The 26,764-nt window shown below is 60.3% G+C and carries 25 protein-coding genes and 2 pseudogenes; 14 read left to right on the forward strand and 13 right to left on the reverse strand.

The window, feature by feature from the left end; genetic code table 11:
- The first annotated feature begins 306 nt into the window (after nucleotides 1–306).
- Nucleotides 307–3,366 carry a hypothetical protein gene (locus B8991_RS21190; protein ID WP_143514635.1) on the forward strand — a complete coding sequence of 1,020 codons (3,060 nt, stop codon included), beginning with the start codon at nucleotides 307–309 and terminating at the stop codon, nucleotides 3,364–3,366.
- 222 nt (nucleotides 3,367–3,588) lie between these two features.
- Here B8991_RS21190 and B8991_RS16365 read toward each other — a convergent pair whose 3' ends face one another.
- The 3 genes from B8991_RS16365 to B8991_RS16375 are packed head-to-tail and all read right to left on the reverse strand — an operon-like array spanning nucleotide 3,589 to nucleotide 5,824.
- Nucleotides 3,589–4,071, reverse strand: a complete 483-nt coding sequence (locus B8991_RS16365; protein ID WP_328588524.1) for a hypothetical protein — start codon at nucleotides 4,069–4,071, stop codon at nucleotides 3,589–3,591.
- Nucleotides 4,068–5,375 carry a recombinase family protein gene (locus B8991_RS16370; RefSeq protein ID WP_084354020.1) on the reverse strand — a complete coding sequence of 436 codons (1,308 nt, stop codon included), beginning with the start codon at nucleotides 5,373–5,375 and terminating at the stop codon, nucleotides 4,068–4,070. Before B8991_RS16370 ends, B8991_RS16365 begins: the two co-directional genes overlap by 4 nt.
- Complete coding sequence (locus B8991_RS16375; protein WP_084354021.1) at nucleotides 5,372–5,824, reverse strand: DUF2924 domain-containing protein; 453 nt, start codon at nucleotides 5,822–5,824, stop codon at nucleotides 5,372–5,374. Before B8991_RS16375 ends, B8991_RS16370 begins: the two co-directional genes overlap by 4 nt.
- Nucleotides 5,825–6,103: 279 nt before the next feature.
- On the opposite strand from B8991_RS16375, the pseudogene B8991_RS16385 reads away from it, so the two are divergent.
- The 5 genes and pseudogenes from B8991_RS16385 to B8991_RS16405 all read left to right on the forward strand — a co-directional run.
- Nucleotides 6,104–7,036, forward strand: a pseudogene (locus B8991_RS16385) (GTA baseplate fiber-binding domain-containing protein); the annotation flags it as partial.
- Between the two features lie 10 nt (nucleotides 7,037–7,046).
- Nucleotides 7,047–8,123 (forward strand): DUF2793 domain-containing protein, encoded by a 1,077-nt coding sequence (locus B8991_RS16390; RefSeq protein ID WP_084354023.1) that lies wholly within the window; start codon nucleotides 7,047–7,049, stop codon nucleotides 8,121–8,123.
- Between the two features lie 55 nt (nucleotides 8,124–8,178).
- Nucleotides 8,179–8,433, forward strand: a complete 255-nt coding sequence (locus B8991_RS16395; RefSeq protein ID WP_218673236.1) for a DUF6127 family protein — start codon at nucleotides 8,179–8,181, stop codon at nucleotides 8,431–8,433.
- Nucleotides 8,434–8,509: 76 nt separating this feature from the next.
- Nucleotides 8,510–9,184 (forward strand): annotated as a pseudogene (locus B8991_RS22250) (YcbK family protein).
- Nucleotides 9,181–9,438 carry a hypothetical protein gene (locus tag B8991_RS16405; RefSeq protein ID WP_084354025.1) on the forward strand — a complete coding sequence of 86 codons (258 nt, stop codon included), beginning with the start codon at nucleotides 9,181–9,183 and terminating at the stop codon, nucleotides 9,436–9,438. The pseudogene B8991_RS22250 and the gene B8991_RS16405 overlap by 4 nt, the downstream one beginning before the upstream one ends.
- A 200-nt stretch (nucleotides 9,439–9,638) precedes the next feature.
- Here the strand turns inward: B8991_RS16405 and B8991_RS22195 are convergent, their stop codons facing one another.
- A complete protein-coding gene (locus B8991_RS22195; RefSeq protein WP_268876748.1) occupies nucleotides 9,639–9,773 on the reverse strand; it encodes a hypothetical protein in 135 nt (44 codons plus the stop codon).
- A 182-nt stretch (nucleotides 9,774–9,955) separates the two neighbouring features.
- Between B8991_RS22195 and B8991_RS16415 the strand changes: the two genes are divergently transcribed.
- The 3 genes from B8991_RS16415 to B8991_RS22000 all read left to right on the forward strand — a co-directional run bounded on the left by B8991_RS16415 (nucleotide 9,956) and on the right by B8991_RS22000 (nucleotide 11,981).
- Nucleotides 9,956–10,273 carry a PadR family transcriptional regulator gene (locus tag B8991_RS16415; RefSeq protein WP_084354027.1) on the forward strand — a complete coding sequence of 106 codons (318 nt, stop codon included), beginning with the start codon at nucleotides 9,956–9,958 and terminating at the stop codon, nucleotides 10,271–10,273.
- Nucleotides 10,260–11,456 carry a chromate efflux transporter gene (gene chrA, locus B8991_RS16420; RefSeq protein WP_143514640.1) on the forward strand — a complete coding sequence of 399 codons (1,197 nt, stop codon included), beginning with the start codon at nucleotides 10,260–10,262 and terminating at the stop codon, nucleotides 11,454–11,456. The genes B8991_RS16415 and chrA overlap by 14 nt, the downstream gene beginning before the upstream one ends.
- A 189-nt stretch (nucleotides 11,457–11,645) precedes the next feature.
- Entirely contained in the window at nucleotides 11,646–11,981 is a 336-nt protein-coding gene (locus B8991_RS22000; RefSeq protein WP_328588525.1) for a hypothetical protein, read from the forward strand.
- Between the two features lie 124 nt (nucleotides 11,982–12,105).
- On the opposite strand, the gene B8991_RS16430 is transcribed toward B8991_RS22000, so the two are convergent.
- The 8 genes from B8991_RS16430 to B8991_RS16460 form a co-directional block, all read right to left on the reverse strand.
- Nucleotides 12,106–12,585, reverse strand: coding sequence for a DUF411 domain-containing protein (locus B8991_RS16430; RefSeq protein ID WP_084354030.1), 480 nt, complete (start codon nucleotides 12,583–12,585; stop codon nucleotides 12,106–12,108).
- A 67-nt stretch (nucleotides 12,586–12,652) separates the two neighbouring features.
- Nucleotides 12,653–14,986 (reverse strand): heavy metal translocating P-type ATPase, encoded by a 2,334-nt coding sequence (locus tag B8991_RS16435; RefSeq protein WP_084354031.1) that lies wholly within the window; start codon nucleotides 14,984–14,986, stop codon nucleotides 12,653–12,655.
- A 68-nt stretch (nucleotides 14,987–15,054) separates the two neighbouring features.
- Entirely contained in the window at nucleotides 15,055–16,362 is a 1,308-nt protein-coding gene (locus tag B8991_RS16440) for an APC family permease (RefSeq protein WP_084354032.1), read from the reverse strand.
- Nucleotides 16,359–17,033 (reverse strand): TVP38/TMEM64 family protein, encoded by a 675-nt coding sequence (locus B8991_RS16445; protein ID WP_084354033.1) that lies wholly within the window; start codon nucleotides 17,031–17,033, stop codon nucleotides 16,359–16,361. Before B8991_RS16445 ends, B8991_RS16440 begins: the two co-directional genes overlap by 4 nt.
- 1 nt (nucleotide 17,034) lies before the next feature.
- A complete protein-coding gene (locus B8991_RS16450) occupies nucleotides 17,035–17,241 on the reverse strand; it encodes a hypothetical protein (RefSeq protein WP_143514636.1) in 207 nt (68 codons plus the stop codon).
- 16 nt (nucleotides 17,242–17,257) lie between these two features.
- Nucleotides 17,258–17,386, reverse strand: coding sequence for a hypothetical protein (locus B8991_RS22200; RefSeq protein WP_268876749.1), 129 nt, complete (start codon nucleotides 17,384–17,386; stop codon nucleotides 17,258–17,260).
- Nucleotides 17,387–17,517: 131 nt separating this feature from the next.
- Nucleotides 17,518–19,035 (reverse strand): multicopper oxidase family protein, encoded by a 1,518-nt coding sequence (locus B8991_RS16455; RefSeq protein WP_084354035.1) that lies wholly within the window; start codon nucleotides 19,033–19,035, stop codon nucleotides 17,518–17,520.
- Nucleotides 19,036–19,106: 71 nt separating this feature from the next.
- Nucleotides 19,107–19,499 carry a hypothetical protein gene (locus B8991_RS16460; protein WP_084354036.1) on the reverse strand — a complete coding sequence of 131 codons (393 nt, stop codon included), beginning with the start codon at nucleotides 19,497–19,499 and terminating at the stop codon, nucleotides 19,107–19,109.
- 80 nt (nucleotides 19,500–19,579) lie between these two features.
- On the opposite strand from B8991_RS16460, the gene B8991_RS16465 reads away from it, so the two are divergent.
- Together B8991_RS16465 and B8991_RS21200 are read left to right on the forward strand one after the other, a co-directional pair.
- Complete coding sequence (locus tag B8991_RS16465) at nucleotides 19,580–20,041, forward strand: c-type cytochrome (protein WP_084354037.1); 462 nt, start codon at nucleotides 19,580–19,582, stop codon at nucleotides 20,039–20,041.
- 280 nt (nucleotides 20,042–20,321) lie between these two features.
- Nucleotides 20,322–20,474: an Arm DNA-binding domain-containing protein gene (locus tag B8991_RS21200; RefSeq protein ID WP_235866665.1), complete on the forward strand. Its 153-nt coding sequence runs from the start codon at nucleotides 20,322–20,324 to the stop codon at nucleotides 20,472–20,474.
- 719 nt (nucleotides 20,475–21,193) lie between these two features.
- Here the strand turns inward: B8991_RS21200 and B8991_RS16480 are convergent.
- Nucleotides 21,194–22,102 carry a LysR substrate-binding domain-containing protein gene (locus tag B8991_RS16480; protein ID WP_084354040.1) on the reverse strand — a complete coding sequence of 303 codons (909 nt, stop codon included), beginning with the start codon at nucleotides 22,100–22,102 and terminating at the stop codon, nucleotides 21,194–21,196.
- Between the two features lie 146 nt (nucleotides 22,103–22,248).
- Between B8991_RS16480 and B8991_RS16485 the strand changes: the two genes are divergently transcribed.
- Genes B8991_RS16485 through B8991_RS16495 form a run of 3 tightly spaced genes read left to right on the forward strand, consistent with a single transcriptional unit; the run spans nucleotide 22,249 to nucleotide 26,635 of the window.
- Nucleotides 22,249–23,511, forward strand: coding sequence for an aromatic ring-hydroxylating oxygenase subunit alpha (locus B8991_RS16485; RefSeq protein ID WP_084354041.1), 1,263 nt, complete (start codon nucleotides 22,249–22,251; stop codon nucleotides 23,509–23,511).
- 2 nt (nucleotides 23,512–23,513) lie between these two features.
- On the forward strand, nucleotides 23,514–24,566 hold the full coding sequence (locus B8991_RS16490) for a flavin reductase family protein (RefSeq protein ID WP_084354042.1): 1,053 nt from the start codon (nucleotides 23,514–23,516) through the stop codon (nucleotides 24,564–24,566).
- A 26-nt stretch (nucleotides 24,567–24,592) separates the two neighbouring features.
- Nucleotides 24,593–26,635, forward strand: a complete 2,043-nt coding sequence (locus B8991_RS16495) for an NADH:flavin oxidoreductase (RefSeq protein ID WP_084354061.1) — start codon at nucleotides 24,593–24,595, stop codon at nucleotides 26,633–26,635.
- The last annotated feature ends 129 nt before the right edge of the window (nucleotides 26,636–26,764 follow it).

A 26,764-nucleotide genomic window follows, 5' to 3' on the forward strand; every position in this document is an offset into this window, starting at 1 on the left:
TGTGTTGGCGGTCTCCAACTCACCTGCTGTCTTTATTAAGAAGCATGGGCAGAGCCTCCGATATCCCCTTGCTATTTTAGTGGTTTCCAGCCCTGAGGGCTGAAACGCGGCCCGTTTCCTCGATGGTTTTAGGAAACGCCGCAATGATCCATGGCGCTGACAGGAAACTTCTTGACACCCTGCAGGAAACTTACCAGTTTCCACTGGGAAGTCGGGCAAGCGCACGAAGTTTCATGATGCTTGAAGGTGGAGACCCTAGGCGATTGTCGCTGGTCACGCTGGCGAGGCGTGCACGGGGAGCGCAACTTGGATTACCTAGAAATACTGTCTTACGTTTGCGCCAATCACCGGGAATATCGCATCGCGCGGCGTCAATACTCTAATCAGGACATTTTCAATGATCTCGGGTACACTTTAAATAAGGCAGACGATGCTGAACTGCTCCCAATTTCGAAGGGATATGCTTCCAAAATCCTCAATGGAACAAGGCGCCACGACGGGGTGCTGGAAAAGCTTGCGGATGCCAGCGTCCGACAAGCGATCGAAGGCAGTTTAAATCTCGAAGGTTTGTTTGACTGTAAGAGTGGAGAGGAAATTGATCGGCTTGTAGCGCAGTTTGAAGCTCAAAATGAAGACAGCGATGGAGAGAATGAACCGCCAAGAGCACGATTGGGTATGCAACGCGTACCTAATGATTTCCAGTTGTTCAGCCTCGACGAGCTTTATGTCACCGAACCGCTCGCATCAGAGGGTGAGCGCGGATGTCAGCGGCTTTTGACGCAACTATTGCTTCGAAGTGGTCAGAAGCTTGTGCATTGGGGTGCACCACCTTGGGCGGGAGCTTCCTTCGTTGCGAGCAGCTTGATGGGAAAAGGTGATATTCGCAGCACCTACCGTTATTGCTGCATTCTCCGACCAACGAATTTCGATGACCCGTATCTCGAGCAGCTCGAGCGTCTCGTAAGCCATTTCGGTAAGAATCCAGATAGAAGCAACTTTGCTTCCTCAATTCTATCATTGCTAGAAGATGAGAAGGTACTCCTAATCCTTCTTGATGCATGCTACATTCCTGATCAAGGCTCGTTTGCAAGTGGTCGGGCGGTTCGGCGAATACTCGACCAATCCGTATCTCGGCAGTATTCCAACAGTCATGCAAGCATTCTAACGGTGGGAAGATCACAGTTTGTTCAAAACTTGGTCGGCGATACCGGCGCAAGCCGCCTGAATGATATTTTGCGTGTTCAGCCAAAGCTTAGATTTCCATTGTTTCATGATCTTTTTGAATTCTTTCGCGGCCTTCGTGGCAATACGCGGCCAGAAGAAGGTGGTTCGCGGATCAAGCGTGGGCGCTGGCACTACGAAGCCATAGCTGACGCTGAGGGGCGTGAATCATGGCCCGGAATGATACGGTTGCGCGCTTACTTTGCTTCGAATTTTCGAAATTTTGCTTATTTTGACCCCATGCGCGGTTTCGAAAAACTCTGTGATGCCGATGTTGAAATCCCGTTGAGTATTGAAATGGCTCAAGATGATGTCATCGCGTATCTTCGAAGAGCATCATCCAAAGCTCAATTGAGCGAGGTAAGGTCACTTCGGCTGTGCAGCACAGCGAAGCATTGGCTTACCGCTGATGCGCTCAATGTACTTCGGCAGCCATTTTTTCCGAAAGGCGAGGCAGGGGTTCGATTGCCCGAACTCACGCTTGAAGCGTTTCAGCGAATTGTTGACCAGAAGCATTGCCCCATTGGCGTAGTTAACCGCTTACGGGAAGGCACCTCCCAGTTTTCTGAGCAAGACGAAGTCTTCACACTAAGCCTTGGGGTCAAGGCAGTAGTACAAGCGGAATGGCTTGAGTCCGACCCATTCGATAGAGCTGTAGCGCACTGGCGGATTGCTGAAAGACTTTGGAAGTTACAAGACGATAAAGAGTTATTGCCTCGAGAATTTCCGTACATACCTCATTGGGGTCGCTCGAGAATATTTATACTTGGCGAGTGCATCAGGCACCTGATGGCTACAATCGACGCTGTATCAAGTGACCCAGGTCAAGTCTCAGCAATTTTTGATCAGAACTTTTTTCCTGCACCACCAACTTCTGTTCTTGGAGGCTGCGATCCGAATGAAGTTATTAATTTCTGTTATGCAAGGATATTCCAGCGAGAAATTAACGCAAATCGTGGATTCGCTCCCGGGCGTACAGCTTACCAAACTGGACGGGCACTGGCAAAACGCCATGGTGCGTTCGAGTACGCTGCAGAGTTGTTGCAACTAGTTGGAGATGGGAGGAACTTCGGCAAACCTAACAGGTATCTTCAGTCGGAATTCGTCGGTTCTTACCGCCGGGAGTGTGCTTTCGCTTGTTTGGATATTGGTGAGTTGCAGAGGGCTAACGACATTTTTGGCGAACTATGCGACCTGAATGAAAAGGATGGAACCCTTGGAATTAGATCAGTGGAAGACCAATTAAACCTCGCCCTCGTCGCGACAGAACTGGATGATATCGAAAGAGCGATAGAACTTGTGGATTTGGCAAAGAGCCGTTTCGACAGGCTTCGAAAAGAGAATAAATACAGTTCAAGTGACTTTAGTTCGCTTCGGCGTCGTATTGCCGCTCGACAAGCTCACATCGCCACGGTCACGCGGAAATCGCCAGACGCAATATCACTAAGCCGTGAAGCGCTATCTAATGATACTGATCCCAGCCGCTGGGATGCTGAGTTGGTACAAAACTATATTAGGGCCCTGGGGAATGTTGAGGAACATCGCCCCGAGGCTCTCAAAGAGTGTCTCGCTGCCGCTTTTCGGTCTAGTGGGGCTGGGTTTCAACACGAGGCATTGGGCTATCGTGTTCTTCTAGGTCGCATTTTTCGTCTGCGAAATGAGATTAGTATCGCTGAACAAGTCCTTGACGATGCGCAGCACAACATACTCGCCTACGGTTGTTCGGAACGGGCATACTTGGAGCTACTTTATGAAGCAGGGCGTACCCTTTGTTCGATGAGTGATGACTTCAAACTCGTTCGCGCTTATTCAAGCTACCTGAGGCCATGTTTGGTTAGGGCGAGGAGCCGTAGATATGGAAGGTTTGTCTATTTGGCAGAACGGTATTCTTCCTTTGCCTTGAAGGAGATGAAGGAGAAGATTGAGAACAGTACTCCGGAGGCTTGGTCAAAAGTTATTGAGATGGCACTTTCAGATGAGATTAAGCATGCGAGTAAAGAAAAATTGGGAGACGAGGGTTTTTTCGAGGTCGACCCACTCTTTGGATATTATGTTTCCGGATCGCAGAATATCATTAGGAAACTCTTATCAGTTGATGGGGTTGAGGACGAGTTGCGTTTTGTCGATGAACGAAGGGCGACGTAGTCGTCGTCTAAAATTGTTGGAGAAGGTTCGACTCCGGTCCTGTTCCCTCCGCCACTTGCCCTTGAGAAGCGTTTCTCCCGATCCGGCTGCGGCCGGATTTTTCCGTTATATTCAAAGGTTATGCGGGAGGGGCTGTTCACCGGCCCCGGTGCCAAGTTGCTCGAAAGCGTTCTCTCTGGGGCAGTATTCTCCCGACCTGTTAGCCGACTGTGAATAAAATGCTCATGCCTGTATCCTTTTCTTGAACCCTAGCATGCCCGAATCTTCTCGTGAATCCCCTGAATCGCTCTGTCTTGACCAACGCGCCCTCGATCCTAGCCAGTGTTGCAAGTGGTTGGTATGGATGGCCCATTCTGCAGGCAAAGGTTTCCGAAGTATCTCCAAGGTGAACTCGACCGGCTGACGACCATCGAGAATCGCCTCGACGATGTCTGGCGAGAGCTGTGTAAGCCGCATCGTTCTCGTAAGATATGATGCGGCGATTCTCTCATGCGAAGCCAGTTCAGCAATCGTCGTAAATTCACCCGCCTCGAGCATCCTTTGCCAGCGAAACGCAGGTGCCAGCGCCTTGACCAAAGTGTTGTCCATCTTGCGTTGGCTGGATGCCCCGTCCGGCAGCTGCATCTCCTTGCGCCCGCCTCGCTTCACGAGGCGAAACGGGACGTGCACTGTCACCGTTTCCGGCACTGGCTTCGCGCGGGTCATGCCGCCGTTCCGATATCAGCCATCATTTCGCGCGCCAGCCCGGTCAGACCGTCAATGCGTAGCCGAACATTGAGGCCATCAGTGCCGATGTCGATCCGCTCGACCAGCAGCGCCGCTATGCGTGCCTGCTCGGCAGGGAAGAGTTGGTCCCAGAGCGGATCGAGTCGGGTCAGTGCGGCTAGGGCATCGGCCTCGGTGATCTCCCCATCCTGCGCGAGTGCCGCCTTCCATGTGCCCGCCACAATTTCTGGCTGGCGGAACACGGCGCGAAGTTGGTCGATGACAGCAGCCTCGATTTCGCCCGCTGGAACCCGGCCAACCGGGCATGACCCGGCCCCGTGCTTCAGCACCGTCTGGCTGACATAGTATCGATATAGTTTGCCTTTCTTCCGGGTGTGGGTTGGCGAGAAGGCCGCCCCGTCGGGGCCGTAGAGCAGCCCTTTCAGCAGCGCAGGCGTGTCGGTTCGGGTGCGTGCGGCACGCTTACGGGGGCTTTCGGTAAGTATGGCATGGACTTTGTCCCAAATCGCGCGGTCGATGATGCCGTCGTGCTCACCGGGATAGCTGTCGCCCTTGTGGACCGCCTCGCCGATGTAGGCGCGGTTGTTCAGCAGGCGATACAGGTACTTCTTGTCGATCCGGTTGCCACGGCTGGTCTGAATGCCCCGTGCCGCCAGTTCACGAGCCAGTTCCGTGCCCGAGCCGATTTCGATGAACCGGGCGAAAATCCAGCGGATGTTGGCGGCATCGGCCTCCTTGATGATCAGCTTTCGGTCCTTCACCTCGTAGCCCAGTGGCGGCACGCCGCCCATCCACATTCCCTTCATCCGGCTGGCGCGGACCTTGTCGCGGATGCGCTCAGCCGTCACCTCACGCTCGAATTGGGCGAATGACAGCAGGATGTTCAGCGTCAACCGCCCCATGGACGTGGTGGTGTTGAATGACTGAGTGACAGAAACGAAGGTCACGCCGTTTCGGTCAAACACCTCGACCAGTTTGGAAAAATCCATTAGCGACCGCGACAAGCGGTCTATCTTGTACACGACGACCACGTCGACCAAGCCATCCTCGACGTCCGCGAGCAGCCTTTTCAGGCCGGGTCGTTCCAGCGTGCCGCCGGAAATCCCGCCATCATCATACTGATCGCGAACCAGCACCCAGCCTTCTGACCGCTGGCTGGCAATATAGGCTTCGCAGGCCTCCCGCTGGGCGTGCAGGCTGTTGAACTCCTGCTCCAGCCCTTCCTCGGAGGATTTCCGGGTGTAGACGGCACAGCGCAGCTTCCTGACGATGGGTTTGGTCATGCGCCCCTCCGATGGTTTTTCAGGCCGAAGAACACCCAACCGTTCCAGCGCGTGCCGGTGATCGCGCGGGCAATGGCCGACAGCGATTTGTAAGGGCGGCCCTGCCAGTCGAAACCGTCAGACGTGACGGTGACGAGATGTTCGACGCCCTGCCATTCACGGATCAGCCGTGTGCCGACGATGGGCTTCAGATCAGCGCGGATGCGGCTCTTCTTGCGGTCGCCACCGTCCAGCTGTTCGCCGAGGGTTTCCAGTCGCCGGATCGTGTCCGGCTTCAGGCCGCCATAAGCCAGTTCCTGGATGCGGTAGGCCAGTCGGCTCTCGAGGTAGCGACGATTGAACGGCGGCGGCTCGCTGTCAAACAGCTCGCGCCATTGTTGCTTCAGGTCTGGCGTCGACGTGGTCCTGAGCGCGGCCAGGCGGGCGGGAATGGGATCTTGTTTGGTCATGCGTCTCTCCGGTGAGTTGGAGTTGCATGACGCCATTCGTCGGCCGGGTAGTGTAGGCAACTTTCTCTGCTATCGTCAGATACTTCCGCCGGATCGCGCATCCGCAGGCGAACCAGCCCGAGAGCCAGCAGGCCACACAAATCGGCACGGCGTTCCGCCGGGGTCATCTGGTCTGCTGGGAGTGGATTGGGTCGTTTCATGTCTCGGGCAGCCGTGATTGGTGGTGTCGTTACCAATCAAAAGCCACCCCGAAGCCCCTTGTGGGACATGCCGCACCCTTTGCCGCAGCTGACCGATGACCAATCGGCCCATCGCCCGATGGTCGCAGCGCATGCGGTTCCCTGGCCGGGGGAGATGGCGGTGTTTCGTAGTCCATCCTTCGACGGGTTTGAGCTGCTGACTACGTTTGGCAGCCGTGCCCGGATCGGGGAGTTGGTTTCGGACTTTTATTCCGGGCCCACATCACGGTTTGATCTCGGCAATGACTTGGTCGTCGATCTGCTGACCGGCACGCTGGAAAGTGTCACCGACCTGACCCTGTTCGGTGGGGCCAATGCAATCGCTATCGAGAGCGCCCCTGGCACCTGGGAGGTCGTGCAGGCAGGCACGGCAGACCTGATCGCGCCGGGCCGCTATCGTCTGACGCGGCTGCTGCGCGGCCAGCGCGGCACGGAAGCGGCCATGGCCAATCCGGCATCTGCGGGCGCGCGGGTCGTGGTGCTGGACGCAAGCCTTGCCTCGCTGCCCATCGCCGAGGCCGATCTCGGGCTTCCCTGGAACTGGCGCATCGGCCCCGCAAGCCGCCCGGTCAGCGGCGAGACCTATGTCGCCATTCCCTTCACCCCCGAGGGCGCTGGGCTCCGGCCATTCTCCGTCGTTCATGTCGAGCAGACGTGGCGACGACCGCGCACACCGGGCGATCTGACCATTCGCTGGACGCGGCGGTCCCGCGCGCTCTCGGCCGACAGCTGGGGTGCCATGGAGGTGCCCCTCGTGGAGGAAGCCGAAGCGTACGAGGTTGAGATCCTCGATGGGGCGACCATCAAACGCACGCTGACCACCTCGACACCCAGCGTCATCTATACCGGCGCCGACCAAACGGCTGATTGGGGCGCGCTTCTGGGCCCGGGCGACACCTTGACCATCCGCATCTTTCAGCTCTCCGCCCTGATCGGGCGGGGCGCGGCCAAGACCGTCACACTGACATTCTGAAAGGACCACCATGTCCGACGCTACGACCAACCTGGCTCTGCCTTACATCCTGGCGGCGCAGGCCCAGAAGCACGTTACCCACAACGAGGCCTTGCGGCTGCTCGACGGGCTCGTCCAGCTTTCCGTTCTCGACCGGGATCTGACCGCGCCGCCCGGTTCTCCGGCCGATGGCGCCCGCTACATCATCGGTTCGGGTGCCACCGGCGACTGGGCGGGTTGGGATCAGAACGTCGCGCTGTTCACGGATGGGGCCTGGCTGCGCCTGCCGCCACGCGCTGGTTGGCGGGCGTGGGTCGAAGACGAAGTTATGCTGCTGGTCTACGATGGCGCGGGCTGGATCAGCACCACGCCTGCGTCCCTGCAAAATCTCGCGCAGCTCAGCGTCGGCACCACCGCTGACGCCGCCAACCCGTTCTCGGCAAAGCTGAACGCCGCGCTCTGGACCGCGAAGACCGTGGCCGAAGGCGGCACCGGTGATCTGTTCTACACCATGAACAAGGAGGCGGCGGGAGACGATCTCGGGCTGACCCTGCAGAGCGGCTTCGTGACAAAGGCGCTGCTGGGGCTGTTCGGCTCGAACAAGTTCCGCCTCGCGGTTTCACCCGATGGGAGCACGTTCTTCGACGGGCTTATCGTCGACAATACGAGTGGCATCGCTGACCAGCCGCGATTGCCGCGTTTCAAGGCCTATACCGACTACGACAACTATGTCGGCGTCGGGACTTGGACGAAGATTGCCCTCAACAATACCGATTATAACGATCAGGCCTGTTTTGATGCCGGGACCAACCGGTTCACGGCTCCCGTCGACGGCACTTATCTTTTGGGCGCAACGCTGCTCTTCAAGGTCAATTCCAGCACCTCGGCCCGGATGCGCGGGCGGCTGGTGCTGAACGGCAGCACGGAGATCCGGGGCGCCTTCGGCGAAAGCTCGGCCACCCATGTTTCGCTGGCGACCGCCATCTGGCTGCAGACCATCGTGCCGTTGAGCGCGGGCGATACCGTGGAGTTGCAGGGGTATTTCCGCGCGCAGGACGGTTACTTCGCGGCCGATCACACGTCCTTCTGGGGCGCGAAGATCGGCTGAACGGCAAGAGGATGATCCGATGACACCACCCCGATCCGATCAGGGTTTCGTGCGCATGCCCGACGCCGAGTTCGAGGCGATGCTGGCGCGCGCCGCTGAGAAAGGCGCGAAACGCGCGCTGTCCGATGTCGGCCTCGATGGCAATGAGGCGGCACTCGATATTCGCGACCTGCGATCCTTGCTCGATTGTATTCGGCTGGTGCGCCGCACGGCCATGCAGACGGCCGTTCGTATGATCACCACCGCCGTGATGCTCGCGCTGCTGGCAGGCATCGCGATCAAGCTCAAAATCTTCGGCGGCGGTCCTTAGCAGCGCTCCGCCTCAGTTAAACTGCCCAATCGAACCCGCCCAGTGGCGGGTTTCTTCGTTTCTGGAGGATAATACCATGACCACGACCTTCTGTGATCATTGGCGCGACGTGCCCGAGGGCATCTGGCGCTGGCCCAACTTCTCGCCCGCCGAGATTGCCTGCCGCGGCACCGGCAAGCTGCTGGTCAACACCCCCGCGCTCGACAAGCTCCAGTCGCTGCGCGACCGGCTCGGCAAACCACTGATCGTTCGCTCTGCCTATCGTAGTCCTGAGCACAATCGTGCCGTTGGCGGCGCGACGCGCTCAAAACACATGCTTGGGGCGGCCTTCGACATCGCCATGTAGAACCACGACCCGGTCGCGTTCGAGGCAGCGGCACGGGCCGTCGGCTTCCTCGGCTTCGGCTTTTACCCGCGCTCCGGCTTCATGCATATCGATCTCGGCCCCGCCCGCCAGTGGGGCGAACGGTTCCCCGTCCGGACGTCGGCCTTCGCGGCGGAAATCCCGCCAGCGCGTGAGGTTCTGGCCGACAGCCGCACCATGAAGGGTGGCGGGGCGGCTGGAGTCGCGACGCTGGGCGCGGCCGGGGTCGAAGTCGCCCAGAACATCTTGACCGAGACCCAGTCCGCGGTCCTGCCGCTGGCGCCATACCTCGACACGCTCCGTTGGGTTTTCATCGCCGTGGCGCTTGGGGGCATCGCCGTTACGATCTATGCGCGCCTCGATGATTGGAAACGGGGGCAGCGATGATCGCAACCTTGATGGGTGGTATCGCCGCCAGCCCGATTGGGCGCGCCGCCCTGCGCTACGGCACCATTGCCCTCACCATCGTCCTGTTCCTGCTGGCGATCCGCCACGCCGGGGAGCGCGCAGGGCGGCTTGCAGAACGCTTTGAGACCACGGAGAAGACCAATGCAATCCAACGCCAGATGCTGGAGGCGGCGGCTCGCCGTCCTCGTGATCGCGACCAGCTGGTTGACCGGCTGCGCGACGGCGGGTTTTGATGCGTACGGCGTGGTGGCCTGTCCGCCCGTCGTCGAGTACAGCCGCGAGGTCCAAGCACGCGCGGCCGTGGAACTCAACTCGTTGCCTTATGGCTCGACCATTGCCGGGATGCTGAGCGACTACGCCGTGATACGCGAACAATCTCGAAGATGCGCTTCCATCTAAGGCATTTCTTGCTTTGGTCTCATCTTTAGCCACGTCACGCAGTTTCGCTCCTTTTCTCGTAATCGCTGAATGCTTTCTTCACCCATCCCAGCACCTCGGCGGCGGCTTCGAACATCGCCTTCAGGTGGGGCGCGTCCACTTTTTCAATCAGCTTAAGCAGGTGAACCATCCTCTATTGCAGGCGGTGCCGCGGATCGCGGTCTGTTTCGCCGCCTATTCAATCTGCTGTTGCTCCGCTGGACTTGAACTCATCACTCGTCCGGGGCGAGTTGCATCACGAATGTTCCATGATAGTATCAAATAACGAAAGCGAGATTCGATAACGAGAGACGATAGTGGAAGATTTGAGAGATGGAGCATCAGGAGCTGCTGTCGGGGTTCATACGCCTCCACGTGCTGCATCACGCCGCGGAGGGCGACCTCTACGGCCAATGGATGATCGAGGAGCTTGCGCGGCACGGCTACAAGGTCAGCCCCGGCACGCTCTATCCGATGCTTCACGCGATGGAACGGAAAGGCTACCTTGTATCCCGCACCGAGCGCGCCGGCCGCTCGCACCGCCGCATCTACCAGGCCACGCCCTATGGCGTCGAAGCGCTCAGAATGGCGCACGAAAAAATCCGGGAGCTGTTTCGTGAGGTCGTCGCCGGAGACGATGCAGGCGGATAGGCCCGGGCCGCAGGGTTCGGCGGGCGAGGTATTTCGCGCCTTCCTGAAGCTCGGGCTCACCTCTTTCGGAGGACCGATCGCCCATCTCGGCTATTTCCGCGACGAGTTGGTCGTGCGCCGCAAGTGGATCGATGAGGCCGGCTATGCCGATCTCGTCGCGCTCTGCCAGTTCCTGCCCGGCCCGGCGTCGAGCCAGGTCGGCTTCGCGCTCGGCCTGCTGCGCGGCGGTCCGCTCGGCGCGGCCGCGGCCTGGGCCGCCTTCACGCTGCCCTCGGCGCTCCTGCTCGTCTTGTTCGCGTTTAGCGCCACAGCATTCGACGGACACCTGGGCACGGGGCTGATTCACGGGCTGAAGGTGGTCGCCGTCGCCGTCGTGGCACAGGCGGTCTGGGGCATGGCGAAAAGTCTGACCCCGGACCGGGAGCGGGCGAGCATCGCGCTCGTCGCCGTGCTGATTGTCGTCTTCGCGGCCGGCTCTTTTGGGCAGATCGCCGCCATCGTCATCGGCGGGCTCGCTGGCCTGATCCTCTGCCGGGACGCTGCCGCGCCCGTCGCCGGCCATCTGGCCTTCGCCGTTCCGAAGCGGATCGGCGTCATTTCGCTCGCGCTTTTTTTCCTTCTGCTTGTCCTGCTGCCCCTCGCCGCGGGCACAGCACAGGGCGTCGCCCTGTTCGACGCTTTCTACCGAGCCGGATCGCTCGTGTTCGGCGGCGGCCATGTCGTGCTGCCACTCTTGCAGGCGGAGGTCGTGCCGCCGGGCTGGGTGAGCGACGACTCGTTCCTGGCTGGATATGGTGCCACGCAGGCCGTGCCGGGTCCGCTCTTCACCTTCTCCGCCTATCTCGGCGCAGTGATGGGGCCGGAGCCAAACGGCCTCGCCGGTGCGGCGATCGCGCTCGTTGCGATCTTCCTGCCGGGCTTCCTGCTGCTGATTGGCGCACTTCCGTTCTGGGACGCCTTCCGGTCGCGGCCGGTCACACAGGCCGCCATGCGCGGCGCGAATGCAGCCGTGGTCGGCATCCTCGGCGCGGCGCTCTACAATCCGGTCTGGACCAGCGCGGTCCTCGATCCCTACGATTTCGCACTCGCCCTGTCTGGCTTCATCCTGCTCACCGTCTGGAAGATGCCGCCGTGGGTGGTGGTTCTTTTGCTCGCGGCCGGGGGCGTAGGGCTCGCGCTCTGACCGCCGCTCGCTCGGATTCTGCGGCCAAAGCTAGGAACGCATCCGCAGCGACCGGATTTCAGATCTGCGCTCAAGAAGGATACGGGAGCGCCGCGCGTTCCGCTTGCGGCTGGACTTCAAGTTCCACGGCACAGGTGGATATCTTGTCCGGATAGGAGGCGCGCAATCTGCGATCTCATCTCATTTCCAATCCTTGACCACGCCGCAACGTCTTGGGTCGTTTTCACCGATCCGCAGGTGGCGAGTGTCGCACTAACCGAGGCGCAAGCCCGCGCCGCTGGGGATGAGGTGAAAACTTGGGTTCTGCCGATCGACAGCGTGCCCCGAGCCATTGCGGGGTGCGACACGCGAGGGCCGATTGAGCTGATGATTGATGCGGATGCCGATCGCCTGCTCGGCGGCGCAATCACCGCGCGCGAACGGTCCGACAGTGTGCAGACGTTTGCAATGGCGCGGAAACTCGGCATGACAACAAAGGCACTGGGCCAGACGATCTGCCCCTGCCTGACCTTGGTCGAGGCCTGAGACTGGACGGCTCGCCGGAATCGGCGTCGATGATCACTCCGCCGCGAAAACGGACGAACTACGGTATAATACCAGCCCGGATCCCGCGCGTTCACTTCACTAATCAAATCCCCTTTTGCCGACGTCAGGCAGCGGAGTAGCTGGTGAAGACTTCGGTCGAACCGTCGCGCCGGATGAGGAAGACCTCATAGGCTTCACGCTCGCTTTCACGCCCCATCCCGGGTGAGCCGTAGGGCATGCCGGGCACCGCAAGACCGACCGCGTCAGGGCGTTCATCGAGCAACCGGCGAATGTCGGCAACCGGTACATGGCCTTCGATCATGTAACCCTCGATCCTCGCCGTATGGCAGGAACTCATCTTCGGCGGGATGCCGTTGTCGAGCTTATACCGCATCAAGAGCGTCCCGAAGCTGCGCTCGGTCGTAACTGCGAAGCCGTTATTTTCGAGGATCTCTATCCAAGCTGTGCAGCAGCCACAGTTCGGGTCTTTCAGCACATGAATTGCCGGTCCGACGTCTTGTGCCAGCGCTTGTAGGGGCGATGTCGCTAACAGGGCTGTTCCGCCGATCAGGATCGCGCGGCGTGAGAGAGTATCTTGGATCATCTGGTTTTCCTTTCCAGGTGGGGTGTTGAAATGGTCTGGCGCAACAGTTCGGGCCAAAGGCCGGAGGTCAGAGATCAATCCGCCTGAGCCGCAGGGCGTTGGTGATCACCGAAACGGAAGACAGGCTCATTGCCGCTGCCGCGATCATCGGCGACAGCAACAGTCCGGTGACTGGATAAAGCAGCCCTGCCGCGATCGGGACACCGACAGCGTTGTAAGCGAAGGCGAAGAACAGGTTCTGTTTGATATTGCGCAGCGTGGCGCGGGCCAGCTTTCGTGCTCGGACGATGCCCATGAGATCGCCTCCGAGCAAAGTGATGCCCGCGCTTTCCATCGCAACATCGGCGCCGGTGCCCATTGCGATGCCGACGTCGGCGGCGGCGAGAGCTGGGGCATCATTCACCCCGTCGCCTGCCATCGCGATCTTGTGGCCGTCTCGGCGCAACTCATCGATCAGGTTCTTCTTGTCCTCGGGCAAGACGCCGGCCCGGACCTCATCGATACCGAGCTTGCCTGCCACCGCCTGTGCGGTGCGTTCGTTATCGCCAGTTGCCATGATGACGCGCAGGCCTTGGCTGTGAAGTTCCTTGATCGCCTGCGCGGTGCTGTCCTTGATCGGGTCGGCCACCGCCACGATACCCGCAAGGGCCCCATCAACTGCGACGAACATCGCGGTCTTGCCCTCCGCGCGCAGGGAGTCTGCTTTTTCTTCGGCCCGTGCAGTGTCCAGCGCCAGGTCCTGCATCATCGCCGTATTGCCGAGAGCGACAGCATGCTCGCCGACCTTGCCGCGAACACCCTTGCCGGTGACGGCCTCAAAATCCGCAGCCTCCTGCCGGGTGGCACCTTGCGCCTCGGCACCTTCGACGATGGCCTCAGCAAGCGGGTGTTCAGAACCGCGCTCCAATGCTGCGGCCAGTGACAGGAGGTCGGCTTCACTGACCTCGCCAAGGGCTACCGTATCGGTCAGCTTTGGCTTGCCCATCGTGAGCGTACCGGTCTTGTCGACAATCAGTGTATCGACGCCCGCCATGCGCTCCAGCGCTTCGGCATCCTTGATCAGCACCCCCACTTGCGCGCCGCGTCCCGCCGCTGTGGTGATCGAAATCGGCGTGGCAAGACCCAGTGCACAGGGGCAGGCAATGATCAGCACTGAGACGGCGGAGGCGATCGCGAAGACCAGTGCCGGTTCAGGCCCGAAGATCATCCAGACGATAAAGGCGAGAATTGCCACCCCGACTACGGTCGGCACAAAAATCGCCGAGACCCGGTCTGCCATCCCCTGGATGGGAGCGCGTGACCGGCGTGCGTTCGATACCATCGTCACGATCTGCGCCAGCACCGTATCGGCACCGACCTTGCCTGCCTCGATCACGAGGCTGCCATTCTTGTTGATCGTGGCCCCGGTCACTGCATCGCCTGGACTCTTTTCCACCGGCATGGATTCACCGGTCAGCATGCTTTCGTCCAGATTGGAACGCCCTTCGATCACGGTACCATCCACTGGCACGGCATCGCCCGGACGCACGCGCAGCCGGTCTCCCTCCATGATGTTTTCCAACGGAGCATCATATTCGGTGCCGTCCGGCAGGATACGTCGCGCGGTCTTCGGCGCGAGATCGAGTAGCGCGCGTATTGCGTCGCCGGTGCGCTCGCGGGCCCGCAGTTCAAGCACCTGACCCACGAAGACCAATGTGATGATCACCACCGCCGCCTCGAAATAGGTGCCGACGCCTTGGCCCATGCGATAGGCATCCGGAAACACACCCGGCAGGAATGTCGCGACCAGCGAGTAGAGATAAGCGGCCCCCACGCCCAGACTGATCAGCGTCCACATGTTCGGGGACCGGTTCACCACCGAATCCCAGCCACGCTTGAAGAACGGCAAGGCCGCCCAGAACACTATGGGTGTTGCCAGAACAAACTCCAGATAGCTGGCAGTCTGATGGCCGATCCAGTCGCGGACCGGCAGACCGACCAACTCGCCCATCGTCAGAACGATGAGTGGGACCGCCGCCGCCGCCGAAATCCACGTTCTGCGCGTGAAGTCGGTGAGTTCTTCGCTGGGCTCGTCTGAGGGCACCATCGGTTCGAGCGCCATGCCGCAGATCGGACAGGGCCCGGGCTCATCGCGGACAATCTCGGGGTGCATCGGGCAGGTGTACTGTACGTCGGCCGATGCAGGTTTCGTTCGCCCGGCAGCGCGCCCTGAGGCATAGAACCACGGGTCGCCCTTGAACTTCGTCTGGCACTTCTCAGAGCAAAAATGGAAGGTCTTGTTCTCGAACTCTGCGTGGCGCGTGTCGGCACCAACCGCCACAGTCATTCCGCAGACCGGATCCTTTGCCGTCTCGGCCCCCTCCGGAATGGTGGAATTCGCGTGTGAATGATCGTGTTCCATATTCTGCCAACTTTCATCTGATTTGTTTCAGCCTCGGGTGTCCTGCGGCTGGAAGCTCAAGCTATTTCTCAATGGTGATCATGATTTCCCGCTCTGATCGGATTGCGCGCCAGGAAAACCCGGACGAACAGGAACACCAATGCCATGCCGACGATGCCGATCACGACAATCAGCGGATCGGACTGCCATTTCATCGCGGCGAATGCGGCCAGCACCACGGCATCGAGAGTGATGGCGGTCAACAACACCCAGCCACGCGCGCCGATCTCCTCGCGCAGATGCCGGAACACGCCGAAGTGGATGATCATGTCCATCACCAGGTAGAAGAAGGCGCCAAGCGAGGCGATCCGGCTGAGGTCGAAGAAGACCGTCAGAAAGCCAGCGATGACGACTGTGTAGACTAGCGTGTGATCCTTGATCGTGCCCGGCATTCCGAAATGGCTGTGCGGGATCATCTTCATGTCGGTCAGCATGGCCAGCATCCGCGTAACGGCGAAAACGCTCGCAATCAGACCCGAGGCCGTTGCAACAAGCGCCAACGCCACGGTCAGGTAGAAGCCGGTTTGACCGAGCGAGGGCTGGGCTGCCTCGGCCAGCGCATAGTCCTTCGCCGCCACGATGCGGTCGAGCGGAAGGCTGGAACCGACAGCAAAGGCGACCAGCAGATAGACGACAACGCAGATCGCGATGGATAGAACAATGGCACGGCCGACGTTGCGATGGGGGTCGGTGACCTCGGCACCGCTGTTGGTGATCGTGGTGAAGCCCTTGAAAGCGAGGATCGACAGCGCAACCGATGCCACGAAGCCGGTGGTGCCCGCGTCCCCGCCCGTCGCCTCGAACGACAGACCGCTGGCCCAAAGCGCGGAAACGCCGAATAGCGCGATACCGCCCACCTTCAGCACGGCCATGACGATGGAAAAAAGCCCGACCGAACGGCTGCCCGAGACGTTCACCAGATATGCGAAGACGATCAGCCCGACGCCGAGAACCGGCACGAGAACGCTTTCTGGATCGCCGCCAAACGCCTTCAGCGTGTAGGTTCCGAAGGTGCGCGCGACCAGGCTTTCGTTGATGACCATCGACAGCGCCATCAGCAGCGAGGCGCCCGCCGCGACAGTCGTCGGCCCATAGGCCTTCTTCAGGATCATCCCGATGCCGCCCGCAGACGGAAAAGCGTTCGACATCTTGATGTAGGTGTAGGCGCTGAAAGCGGTCACGATCGCGCCCACGACGAACGAGAGCGGGAAAAGCGGTCCGGCCAGTTCGGCGATCTGGCCGGTCAATGCGAAGATACCAGCGCCGATCATCACACCGGTACCCATGGCCACTGCGCCCGCAAGGGTAATGCTGTTCTTCTTGTAATCGTTTGTCATTGCTTTCCCTTCCCAGGCAATTTTCGTATCGCCAGCCAGAGCAGCGGTCCCCCGGTCACAAGCCCAAGGCCAAGCACCGCCCATGTCGCCCGGCCAAGGTCTCCGCTGATCGCCTCACCGCCAAAATGGGCGAGCAGGAAGCTCGCCGGCACGATTCCCGCCAGCGTCGCCAGTGCGAAACGCCAGGCGTGCAGTCGGCTTAATCCGGCCGCGTAGCTGATCATGTCGAAGGATACGAAGGGCATCAGGCGACTTGCAAAGACTGTCGCCGTCAATGCGGTTTGCGATCCAAGCAGCCCTGCATCGACCCGAGCGCCGAACACCCGCCGCAAGACATCATGCCCCAGAACCCGCGCCAGGCCAAACGCGATCAGCGCCCCAAGCTCGGCACCGATCACGACCTGTACCGTTCCCCAGAGATGCCCGTAGGCCGCCCCCGCTGCCAGCGCGATCGGCGCACTCGGGATTGGGCTGGCCACGACGGCAATGGTCATGAGCGTGACGATCAGAACCGGCCCCCATAAACCAGCGCGCGCGACCAGCATCTCCAAGCGCTCGCCGTCCATCAGTTCGCGCATCTCGGTGAACACCGAAGGTACGAACAGCCAGATGCCGAGCAGGACGATCCCGAGGATCAAGAGCGTCGCGAAGATGCCGGTTCGCGGGCTCATATCAGGTCGCCTCTACGGCCTTCGCCTGAAGGTCGCGGACCTGGCCTGCGACGGCAGTCAACGCGCCGATGTCGCCCGCCTGCATCGTTGCCACGGGGTAAATCTCTGTCATCACGCCGGAGCCGTGGTTTGCCAGCAATTTACATGTGCGGGCCTGCAATTCGTCGATACCCGCGCCATCGGTCATTCTATATATTATATAGGTCATTGTTATTTTCTCCCTTTCAATTGCGAAGATATTTGATCAGCGCGGCTATGGCCAAAACGACGAGCACAAGAACCAGAAGGCAAGCAATCAAGCCAAAACCCATTCCGAAACCCATCCCATAGCCCATTTCGTTTCCGTTCATCATGACGTCTCTCCAATAGCGACTGTTACAGTAGGTGCCTCTTGTTCGACCCCTGCGGATTTGAAGGAACAAAAACGCAGGGTTGATCGAGGGCGCGTTGTAATGGGCGCTCGTTCCGAGCGCCCATTCTCAGGTCAGACCGAAGCCGTAACTGCGAACTCGGTCATCATTCCCGAAGCGAGGTGTGGCATGTGATGGCAATGCAGCATCCAGCGCGCGGCTTCGCCAGCATCGAGTGCGACATCGACCATCGACATCGGCGGCACGTGAACCGTGTCCCGCAGCGCGCCCGACACCGCGCGGCCGTTCAATCCGACGACCTGGAATACATGGCCGTGCAGGTGCATCGGGTGGGCCATCATCGACATGTTGTGGAACGACAGCACGACACGTTCGCCGCTGCGCGCGACAACCGGGCGATGCTGGCCCCAGACGCCACCGTTGATCGTCCAGACATAGGGCTGCATCGAACCGCCCAGCATAAGCATCTGGCTGCGGTCCACCGGCCGATCCGGCAGGGCGTCCCGCGCGACCAACTGTGACTCCTGCGCAAGATCAATGTCGAAGGCGGGCGCGTCGATCTCCGCCAGCGCCGGGATGCGGCGGACTTCGGCGCCTTGCGTGGCAAGGATCAGGCCGGTGCGCTCGCGCGCGCCTTCCCGCAATGCAAGGATCGGCCAGGCGCCACCTTCGTTCGGCAGGTCGATCTCGAGATCAAGGCGTTGACCCATCGCCAGCCCGAACCGGTTGCCCAAAAGAGGCTGAACGGCATGTCCGTCGACCGCGACGAGGCGTGCTTGCGCTTGCCCGGTCTCAATCCAGAACACCGTGGCTGCGGCGGCGTTGATGACCCGCAGCCGAATACGACCGCCGCGCTCGACCTGCACCACCTCGGGGTCCGACAGGGTCCGGTCATTCGCGAGATAGGCGTCCCAGTCGTAGTCATTCAGGTCCATGGCCATGCCATCCATGCCCATCATGCCGTCCATCGGCATGTTTCCCATCGGCATGCCACCCATGGTGCCGTCGTTCATCCCCGGCATCGCATCCATGCCCTGCATAGGCATGCCTTGTTTGGGCGGCTCGTCAGAACCGGCGCCGTGTCCACCGTCATGCCCCTCGTTGATTTCGGCCAAAACCTCCTCTGGGGACTTGAACGAAAAGTCGTGCAGGAACAGCGTGACCTCCTGCCGGTCAGCGGTCAGGTCTTCTGGTGCCCGAACGATCAGGGGCGCCGCAAGCAGTTGCATCTCCTGAATCGGCACATGGCTGTGCATCCAATGCGTGCCTGGCCGGGCCTCGAAATCATACGATCGAGTCTCTCCAGGCGCGAGAAGGGGCATCGGCATGTCGGGCACGCCATCCTGGGCGTTGGGCGGGATCTGGCCATGCCAGTGAATGATGGTCCCGACGTCGAGTTCGTTGGACAGATCAACCCGGAACCTTTGGCCGGGATCGAGAACCAGGCCCTGCCCACCGGGACCGGCCAGACCAAAGACAGTGGCTGCGCGACCGTCGATGTCGAGGGTGCGGGTTGCGGCGGACAGAGCGAGGGGCGCTCTGGCCTGCGCCATGGCGGCGCGCGGAAGATGAGCGGAGGCAAGTGCCGCTGCACTTGCGGCAAGAAAGCCGCGTCGCGAAAAGGTGTTCATGTCGTCTCCTCGGGACAAGCTGTCCCGTTAAAAATACCGATGGAGCAGCGCGAGCCTCAGCTCGGGCGCGATCAGAGGAGACGGAGTTTGGGAGGACGTTCGTCCAAACCGGGTGCCCGGCTGGCATGGATCACCCCGGAAGGGATGTCATGAGTGACTGGCCCGTATTCGTGCGCAGCTTGCTCGCCTGGCGACGTCAGGAAAGCCGAAAGACTCGTGCAAACAACGTCACACATACCGGCATCAGCAGATCCACAGTGCTGTTCGCCATCACAGGAGAGTTCGTTGTTGCCTGACGTATACGTCATTTCGCCGACGTGCATTGCTTGATCCGGCACGACACTCATGCGCGCAGCATGCGCGGAGGCGACCGTTGCAATCACGGTCAGCGCAAAAATGGCAAGCATGGTGATGAAGCGTGCGAACATACGGCACAAATAGACATTGCTTACAAGAATGTCCATTGCCGCTCAGGCGCAGCTCTGGCAGATTTCACGTCACTGTGAAACCAACGAGAGTTTCTTAAGCACCGGAGAGCCATGTATTGTCAAAGAGCCTTCGCAATACTGTCTGGACCGGATTAATCGTTGGAGCCTTGGCCTTCGCGATCTACGTGGGTTGGCGTTATGCCGATAATGCATCCACTGCTACGGCGTCGGCGGAAATTATCGCTCAGGGTCGGCAGGTCTATGCCGATCAGTGCGCCGCCTGCCACGGTGCGGACCTTGAGGGACAGCCTGACTGGCGTTCGCTTCTCCCCTCCGGACGGTTGCCCGCGCCGCCACATGACGAAAGTGGCCACACATGGCACCATGCTGATGATGTCCTGTTCCGCATCATCAAGGAAGGCACGGCTACCATCGTCGGCGGCGACTACGAAAGCGACATGCCTGGCTTCGCAGACGTGCTAAGTGACGCGGAAATCCGGGCCGTTCTTGCCTATATCAAGAGCACTTGGCCTGAGCGCGAGCGGAACTATCAAGAAGGCGTGTCGCAGATAAACTAGGATATTTGGATGGAGCGGTCGCGTTGGCAGAGCGAGTGAGTTTGTTTGAAGCGCGCAATTTATAAAATTGTTTAAAAACAATTTATTGCGAGACAGAGAAGGTTCGACGGGGGTCCCGTTCCCTCCGCCATCACCACATTTTGATTGATTTACATAGGTCACCTAGGGTGGCGTTTTTGCTTTGCATGGTTGGGATGGCGCGGTTTCTTCTTTTCGTTGGCTTTCTTTCGATACCGCGCGTGTGCTTTCCTTTGACGGTATGGAACGTGGTATTTTTGAAATGGCCCTGTCTGGCAAGTTGACCAAGAAGCGGGTGGAGAATCTCGGGCCGGGACGGCATGGCGACGGTTCTGACCTGTATCTGGTGGTGGATCCGTCCGGCGCGTGGCGCTGGACCGTGCGCGTTGTGGTCAAAGGGCAGAAGAACAAGTAACGCGGACCGCTTCTGACAGACTGCGGTTTGGTCGGTGCAGACACCAGCCTTGCCCGAAATGCGGCGGTGCCATGATCGTAATTGAGATCTCTACCCGTGGCCAAACCCCGACATCCCGTGCTCCACCATGGGAGGACGCAGCATGATACAACGCAAAAGCCCGACCCTGTCTTGTGCAGGCATCGGCACCCTCTGTGCGGCCATCTCACGGAAATCTGCGCTGCATCAGGCCAATGGCGGGAAGATCGAAAGCCAGTCAGCCATGTCGGGCCAGAAATACCACCTCATGTGCACTGCCGTTCATCACGCAGACGCTCGGTTTGCTCATCAAAAAATGCAGCCGTAAACCAAAATCCCCATAGCACAAAGAACTGCCCGCGCTTTCCTCCTTGTCAGGCTTGTCGCCGCTGCAACTCTCGCTGACAGCAGCCGCAAACCTTAGACAAACCGGACTTGCGCAGTTGCGGCTTTTGCTGACGCAGCATTGCCTCGCATACGCAGCGGGTCTTTCGCGGCGACGCCGCCCATGTCGTCAGAGCGGTTGTTGAACCCCCTCGACGGGGGTCATCTCGAACAGACCTTTCGCCGCGAGCCGCTGGAACTAACAAGGAACCGGACTTGGTGTCCGTTCGCCGAGTGGAAGGCGAGGTCCGCTTTACCACGATATGTGCAAGTCCGCCTTTCCGGTCGAGGCTAAAGTACAGTATCGATGGTTACGCCTATTGAAACGCGCCCTCACTGAACCAGCGCACAAAGGCGTCTACAGAGTGAGAGGGTCGGCCCCGTTCGGGCACGAGGGCATAGTGGCGTTCTTCCGGTCTAAGACGGGCCAGGTCCAGTTCAACCAATCGGCCATCCGCAAGGGGGCGGTCCAAAAGGCCGGTCCAACCGAGCAGTACACCCTGACCCGCCATGGCCGCATAGGCCGCGTCCGAATAGCTGGTGAAATTCAACCCCGCCTGGACAGAGGGTTTGCTCACCCCGATTTGCGACAACCATTGCGACCAGTTTAGCCAGCTGGGTTCCGGAGCGTCGCTTTCTATCAATGCCACATCTGTCTGATGCATCAGATCGTCAATAGAGATACCGTTAAGCCGTGATGCGATCTCGGGGGCGCAGACGGGCACGATCGCTTCTTTCAGCGATCCGACAATCGACATGCCGTCAAACGGGGGCCTTCCATAGCGGATGGCCATGTCGATCGTACGATCACGCGGCGCGCGCCAGTCATCCTCCGAGATGACCCGCACACCGATCTGCGGCGCAGTTGCACGAAAAGAGGACAAAATCGGCAGCAGCCGGAAATGCGCAAAGGCGACGGACACGCTGACGGTCAGATCGATGTGGGTTGTGCGCAGTGCGGCGATGGTATCGGCGATCCCGTCGAACCCGCATTTCACCGCATCATGAAGCGACTTGCCGCCGACGGTCAGGCGGACGCGGCGGTTGGCGCGCTCGAACAGCGCGAGGCCAAGATCCGCCTCGAGCGCGGCAATCTGGCGGCTGACGGCGGCCTGACTCACCCCAAGCTCGGCCGCCGCCCGAGTGAAGCTTTCGCGTCGGCCAGCCGCTTCGAACGCCACAAGCGCGGTCAGGGAAGGCACACTGCGACGGATAGGATGGGGCATTGTACTCTCCGGTGAACGACATCCGATCCATAACCTGAAGGTATGGATTGGCGTTCATTTGTGCGGTTGTCGTGTGCCCCTGTCAAGCGCACCATAATCGACAGGATACCCCATAACGACAGCGCGCACGACGCTGAGGAGGCATAATGCTGGATCATGGCACCCCCCGCACCGAAGACATCGCCACGCTGATCGCATCACGCCGTCCGGGCCATAGTCTTCCCGCTGCGCTTTATACGTCAGCGGCGGTTTGGCACGCGGATTGCGACACGATATTCGGGCGGCACTGGATTGCCGTGGGCGTGACATGCGACGTGCCCGAAGCGGGGGATGTCATGGCCATTGATATCGGGCCAGTCTCTATCGTGATCCTGCGCGATGACGACGACAAGCTGCGCGCTTTTCATAACGTGTGCGCGCATCGGGGTGCCCGTTTGGTACCACCGGGCCGGTCGGTCGTTGGAAAGCTCGTCTGCCCTTATCACCAATGGACCTATGATCTTGACGGGGCGCTGGCGCGGGCACCGCATATGGGCATCGATTTCGACCGGTCCCTGCATCACCTCAAGCCCGTCGCTCTGCGCGATATAGGGGGGCTGTTGTATGCCTGTCTTTCGGATGATCCCCCGGCAGATATCGAGGAACTGGCGGCGGTGGTTGAACCGCGTCTGGCAGCCTATGACCTACGCAACGCCAAGGTCGCCTTTGAACAAGACCTGATCGAGGAAGGAAACTGGAAGCTGACGATGGAAAACAATCGCGAGTGTTATCATTGCGCGTCGAACCATCCCCAGCTCAGCCTGTCCTTCCACGCCGCGGATTTCGGCTATGATCCCGAGGGGCTGACCGAAACCGAAAAAGCCGAGACAAATGCGCTTCTGGACGCCTATGCCAGCTACGAACAATACTGGCGCGACGAGGATATGCCCTTTGAGGCGGTGGAGCATACCGTCGGCTGGCCCACCAATTTCCGTACGCAACGGTTGATTATCGCGGGGCTTGGCGAAAGCCAGACACCGGACACCCGTGCCGCCGTGCAGATCCCCCTGGGTCAGGCGCGCAAGCCGTGGATGGGCGATGTACATCTGTGGGGGATCAATTCGTGGAACCACGTCATGTCTGATCATGCCGTAGTCTTTACTGCCTTCCCGCTGGGGCCGGACAGGACGTTGGTGCGCACAAAGTGGCTTGTCCATGCAGAGGCTGAAGAGGGCGAGGATTATGATCTTGAAACGCTGACTGCGGTCTGGAAAACCACGAATGCCGAGGATGCGCATCTGGTGGGGTTGGCCCACCGGGGGATCTGTTCGCCCGGTTACCGGCCCGGACCCTACTCCCGCTATACCGAACGTGCGCTGGATGAATTCGCATCGTGGTACGTCTCCCGCATGCAGGCAAACGGATACTAGATATGACCGAGGTAGACCTTGCAGATTGGGGCGCACGGCGGCGGCGGCGGTTCGCGCCAGACCGCTGGGGCACGCTTGTATGCCGCGCGGTCTGGGATGAAACAGCCGACATGCGCAGCTTTTTCCTGACGCCGCAGGACGGCAGCAGGATCGAACACGCCCCCGGCCAGTTCATGACGATTCGAATTGATACGCCAGAAGGCCGAATAGAGCGGTGCTATACCATCGCCTCGTCTGCCGCGCGCGACGGTGGGATCGAGATCACGGTCAAGCGGCAGGCAGGCCCCGGCGCGCGCAGGCTTCACGACGTGCTGGTGCCGGGGGAAAAGATCGAAGCCTTGGGTCCGTCCGGCCGTTTTGGACCGGCCACATGGCACGGGACAGCCTATGCGTTGATCGCGGCAGGCAGCGGCATCACCCCGATGTTGTCAATCCTGCGCACTGCCGCCGACCGGGGTATGGATCTGGATGTCGTGCTGATGCAGGTCGTGTCCACGCCGCAGGACCTTGTGGCCATGGTCGAGCTTGACGGGCTCGCGCGCCGACTGCCCCGGTTGGTGCATCTACCCACGATCACGCGTGGCCCCGGCGGCATGCGCCCTGATCCCGATTTTTTGAACCGTGTCATTCCGGACTTCGCAACGCGCACAGTGCTGTGTTGCGGGCCCCGGCCTTTCATGGAAATGGTGCGCGTCGCTGCGCACGCCGCGGGCGTCCCCGATGACCGCTACGGCGAGGAAAGTTTCGATTTCTCCGCGCCCCCACCCGAAGCTCTTGCTGGGGGCGATGCGCGGAACCGGACGGTGACCTTAGCGCGGACGGGCCGCTCGTTCGAATGCCCTGAAACCGCCACGATCCTTGCCGCACTAAAGCAGGCAGGTCTGCCGCTGCCGTCCTCTTGCGCAAGGGGTATGTGTGGCACCTGCAAGACCTTCAAACACGCGGGCGAGGTCATCATGGCCCACGAGGGCGGCATCCGCCAGCGCGAGATCGACCGTGGTTTCATCCTTCCCTGTGTCAGCCGACCGCTGACCGACATCATCCTCGATTGCTGAAGAAAGTTTGCGCTATGAAAGACCACATCACCACCGACCCGCTGCTTCAGCCCTATACGCTCAAGCATCTGAAACTAAAAAACCGGGTGATGACCACAAGCCACGAACCGGCCTATCCTGAGGACGGAATGCCCAAAGCCCGCTACCGTGCCTATCACGAAGAACGGGCGAAGGGTGGTGTGGCGCTGGCAATGACCGCAGGCTCCGCTGCTGTCAGCCGCGACAGCCCGCCGGTCTTTAACAATATCCTGGCCTATCGCGACGAGGTCGTGCCCTGGATCCGCGAGCTGACGGATGCCCTGCACGAACATGGCTGCGCGGCGATGATCCAGCTGACACATCTTGGACGCCGTACCAACTGGAACAAGGGGGATTGGCTGCCTTCGATTTCGGCAGGCCCAGACCGTGAACCCGCTCACCGCGCCTTTCCCAAGATGGTAGAGGATTGGGATATCGAGCGGGTGATCGAGGACTATGCAACAGCCGCCGAACGGATGCAGGCCGGCGGCATGGACGGGATAGAGATTCAGGCCTACGGCCACCTGATGGACCAGTTCTGGTCACCGCTGTCAAACAAGCTAAGCGGCCCCTACGGCGCGGATACGCTGGAAAATCGGCTCCGATTTACGACAGATGTACTGAACGCAGTGCGCAAACGTGTCGGGCCGGAATTTATTGTTGGCATCCGCTATACTGCCGACGAGGTTCAGGCCGGCGGCATCACGGCCGAAGAAGGGATCGAAATTTCAAAGCTGCTGCGCGATACCGGGCAGGTCGACTTTCTGAATGTCATCCGGGGCCGAATCCATACCGATCCGGCGATGACGGATGTCATCCCGATTCAAGGAATGCCCTCGGCCCCGCATCTGGATTTCGCCGGAGAGGTTCGGCGCGCAACTGGCATGCCCACTTTCCACGCCGCCAAGATCCAGGATGTCGCCACCGCGCGTCACGCCATCGCCTCGGGCCTGCTGGACATGGTGGGCATGACCCGCGCGCATATGGCCGACCCCCACGTCGTGCGCAAGATCGAGGAGGGTCGCGAACATGATATCCGTCCCTGCGTCGGGGCGAATTACTGCCTTGACCGGATCTATCAGGGGGGCGAGGCCCTGTGCATCCACAATCCCGCGACAGGGCGGGAGCTTTCGATGCCCCACGTCATCAAGCCCGCTGCCGACCGCCGCAAGATCGTTATCGTCGGTGCCGGCCCCGCAGGGTTGGAAGCCGCGCGCGTCGCAAGCGCGCGCGGGCATGAGGTCGTTGTGCTCGAGGCGGCCAACCGCGCCGGCGGGCAGGTCCTTCTGACCGCGCGCACAAAGCGGCGGGCCGAGATGATGCAGATCATCGACTGGCGCGTGGCGCAATGCGAAGCCGTCGGCGTTGACCTGCGCTATAATCTATATGCCGAAGCAGGGGACGTACTGGCCGAAAATCCAGACGTCGTGATCATCGCCACTGGCGGCATGGCCAACACTACCCTCTATGAAAGCGACACGCCGGATCACGTCGTATCGGCCTGGGATATATTATCGGGTGACGTGAAACCTGCTGGATCCCTGTTGATCTACGACGAAGCGGGCGACCACAGCGGACTTCAGGCTGCCGAGATCGCCGTCGCTGCCGGTTGCACGGTTGAAATCATGACCCCCGACCGCACCTTTGCGCCCGAAGTCATGGCGATGAACCTTGTGCCCTACATGCGCACTCTGCAGCGCGAAGAGGTGATATTCACCGTCACCAAACGTTTGCGCGGGGTACAGAAGGTCGGCAACCGGCTGCGCGCGGTCATCGGGACCGATTACTCCGACACAGTAGGGCAGGCGGACTACGACCAGATTGTCGTGAACTACGGTACGATGCCGCTTGACGGGCTTTACCACGATTTGCGGCCAGCATCGTCGAACGGCGGCGCGCTGGACCAAACGGCGTTTCTGGATGTCCGGCCACAAACAACGGTTCGCAACACGCAGGGCACATTCCAACTCTTCCGTATCGGGGACGCAGTCTCAGCCCGGAACACCCACGCGGCGATCTATGACGCGCTACGCTTGATGGTTGCCGTTTAGCAGCGAGGGCCGATTGCCGACACTCAATGCAGGGCGCAGCGTTAGTTTAAGAGGGCTCGCGCCTCGCTTTCGGCACCGTATCGCCGAAGATCCCTTTCAAATTGGCGAACGGCAAACGCCGCTCGCCAA

Source organism: Primorskyibacter flagellatus (assembly GCF_900176485.1).
Taxonomy (GTDB): Bacteria; Pseudomonadota; Alphaproteobacteria; order Rhodobacterales; family Rhodobacteraceae; genus Primorskyibacter; species Primorskyibacter flagellatus.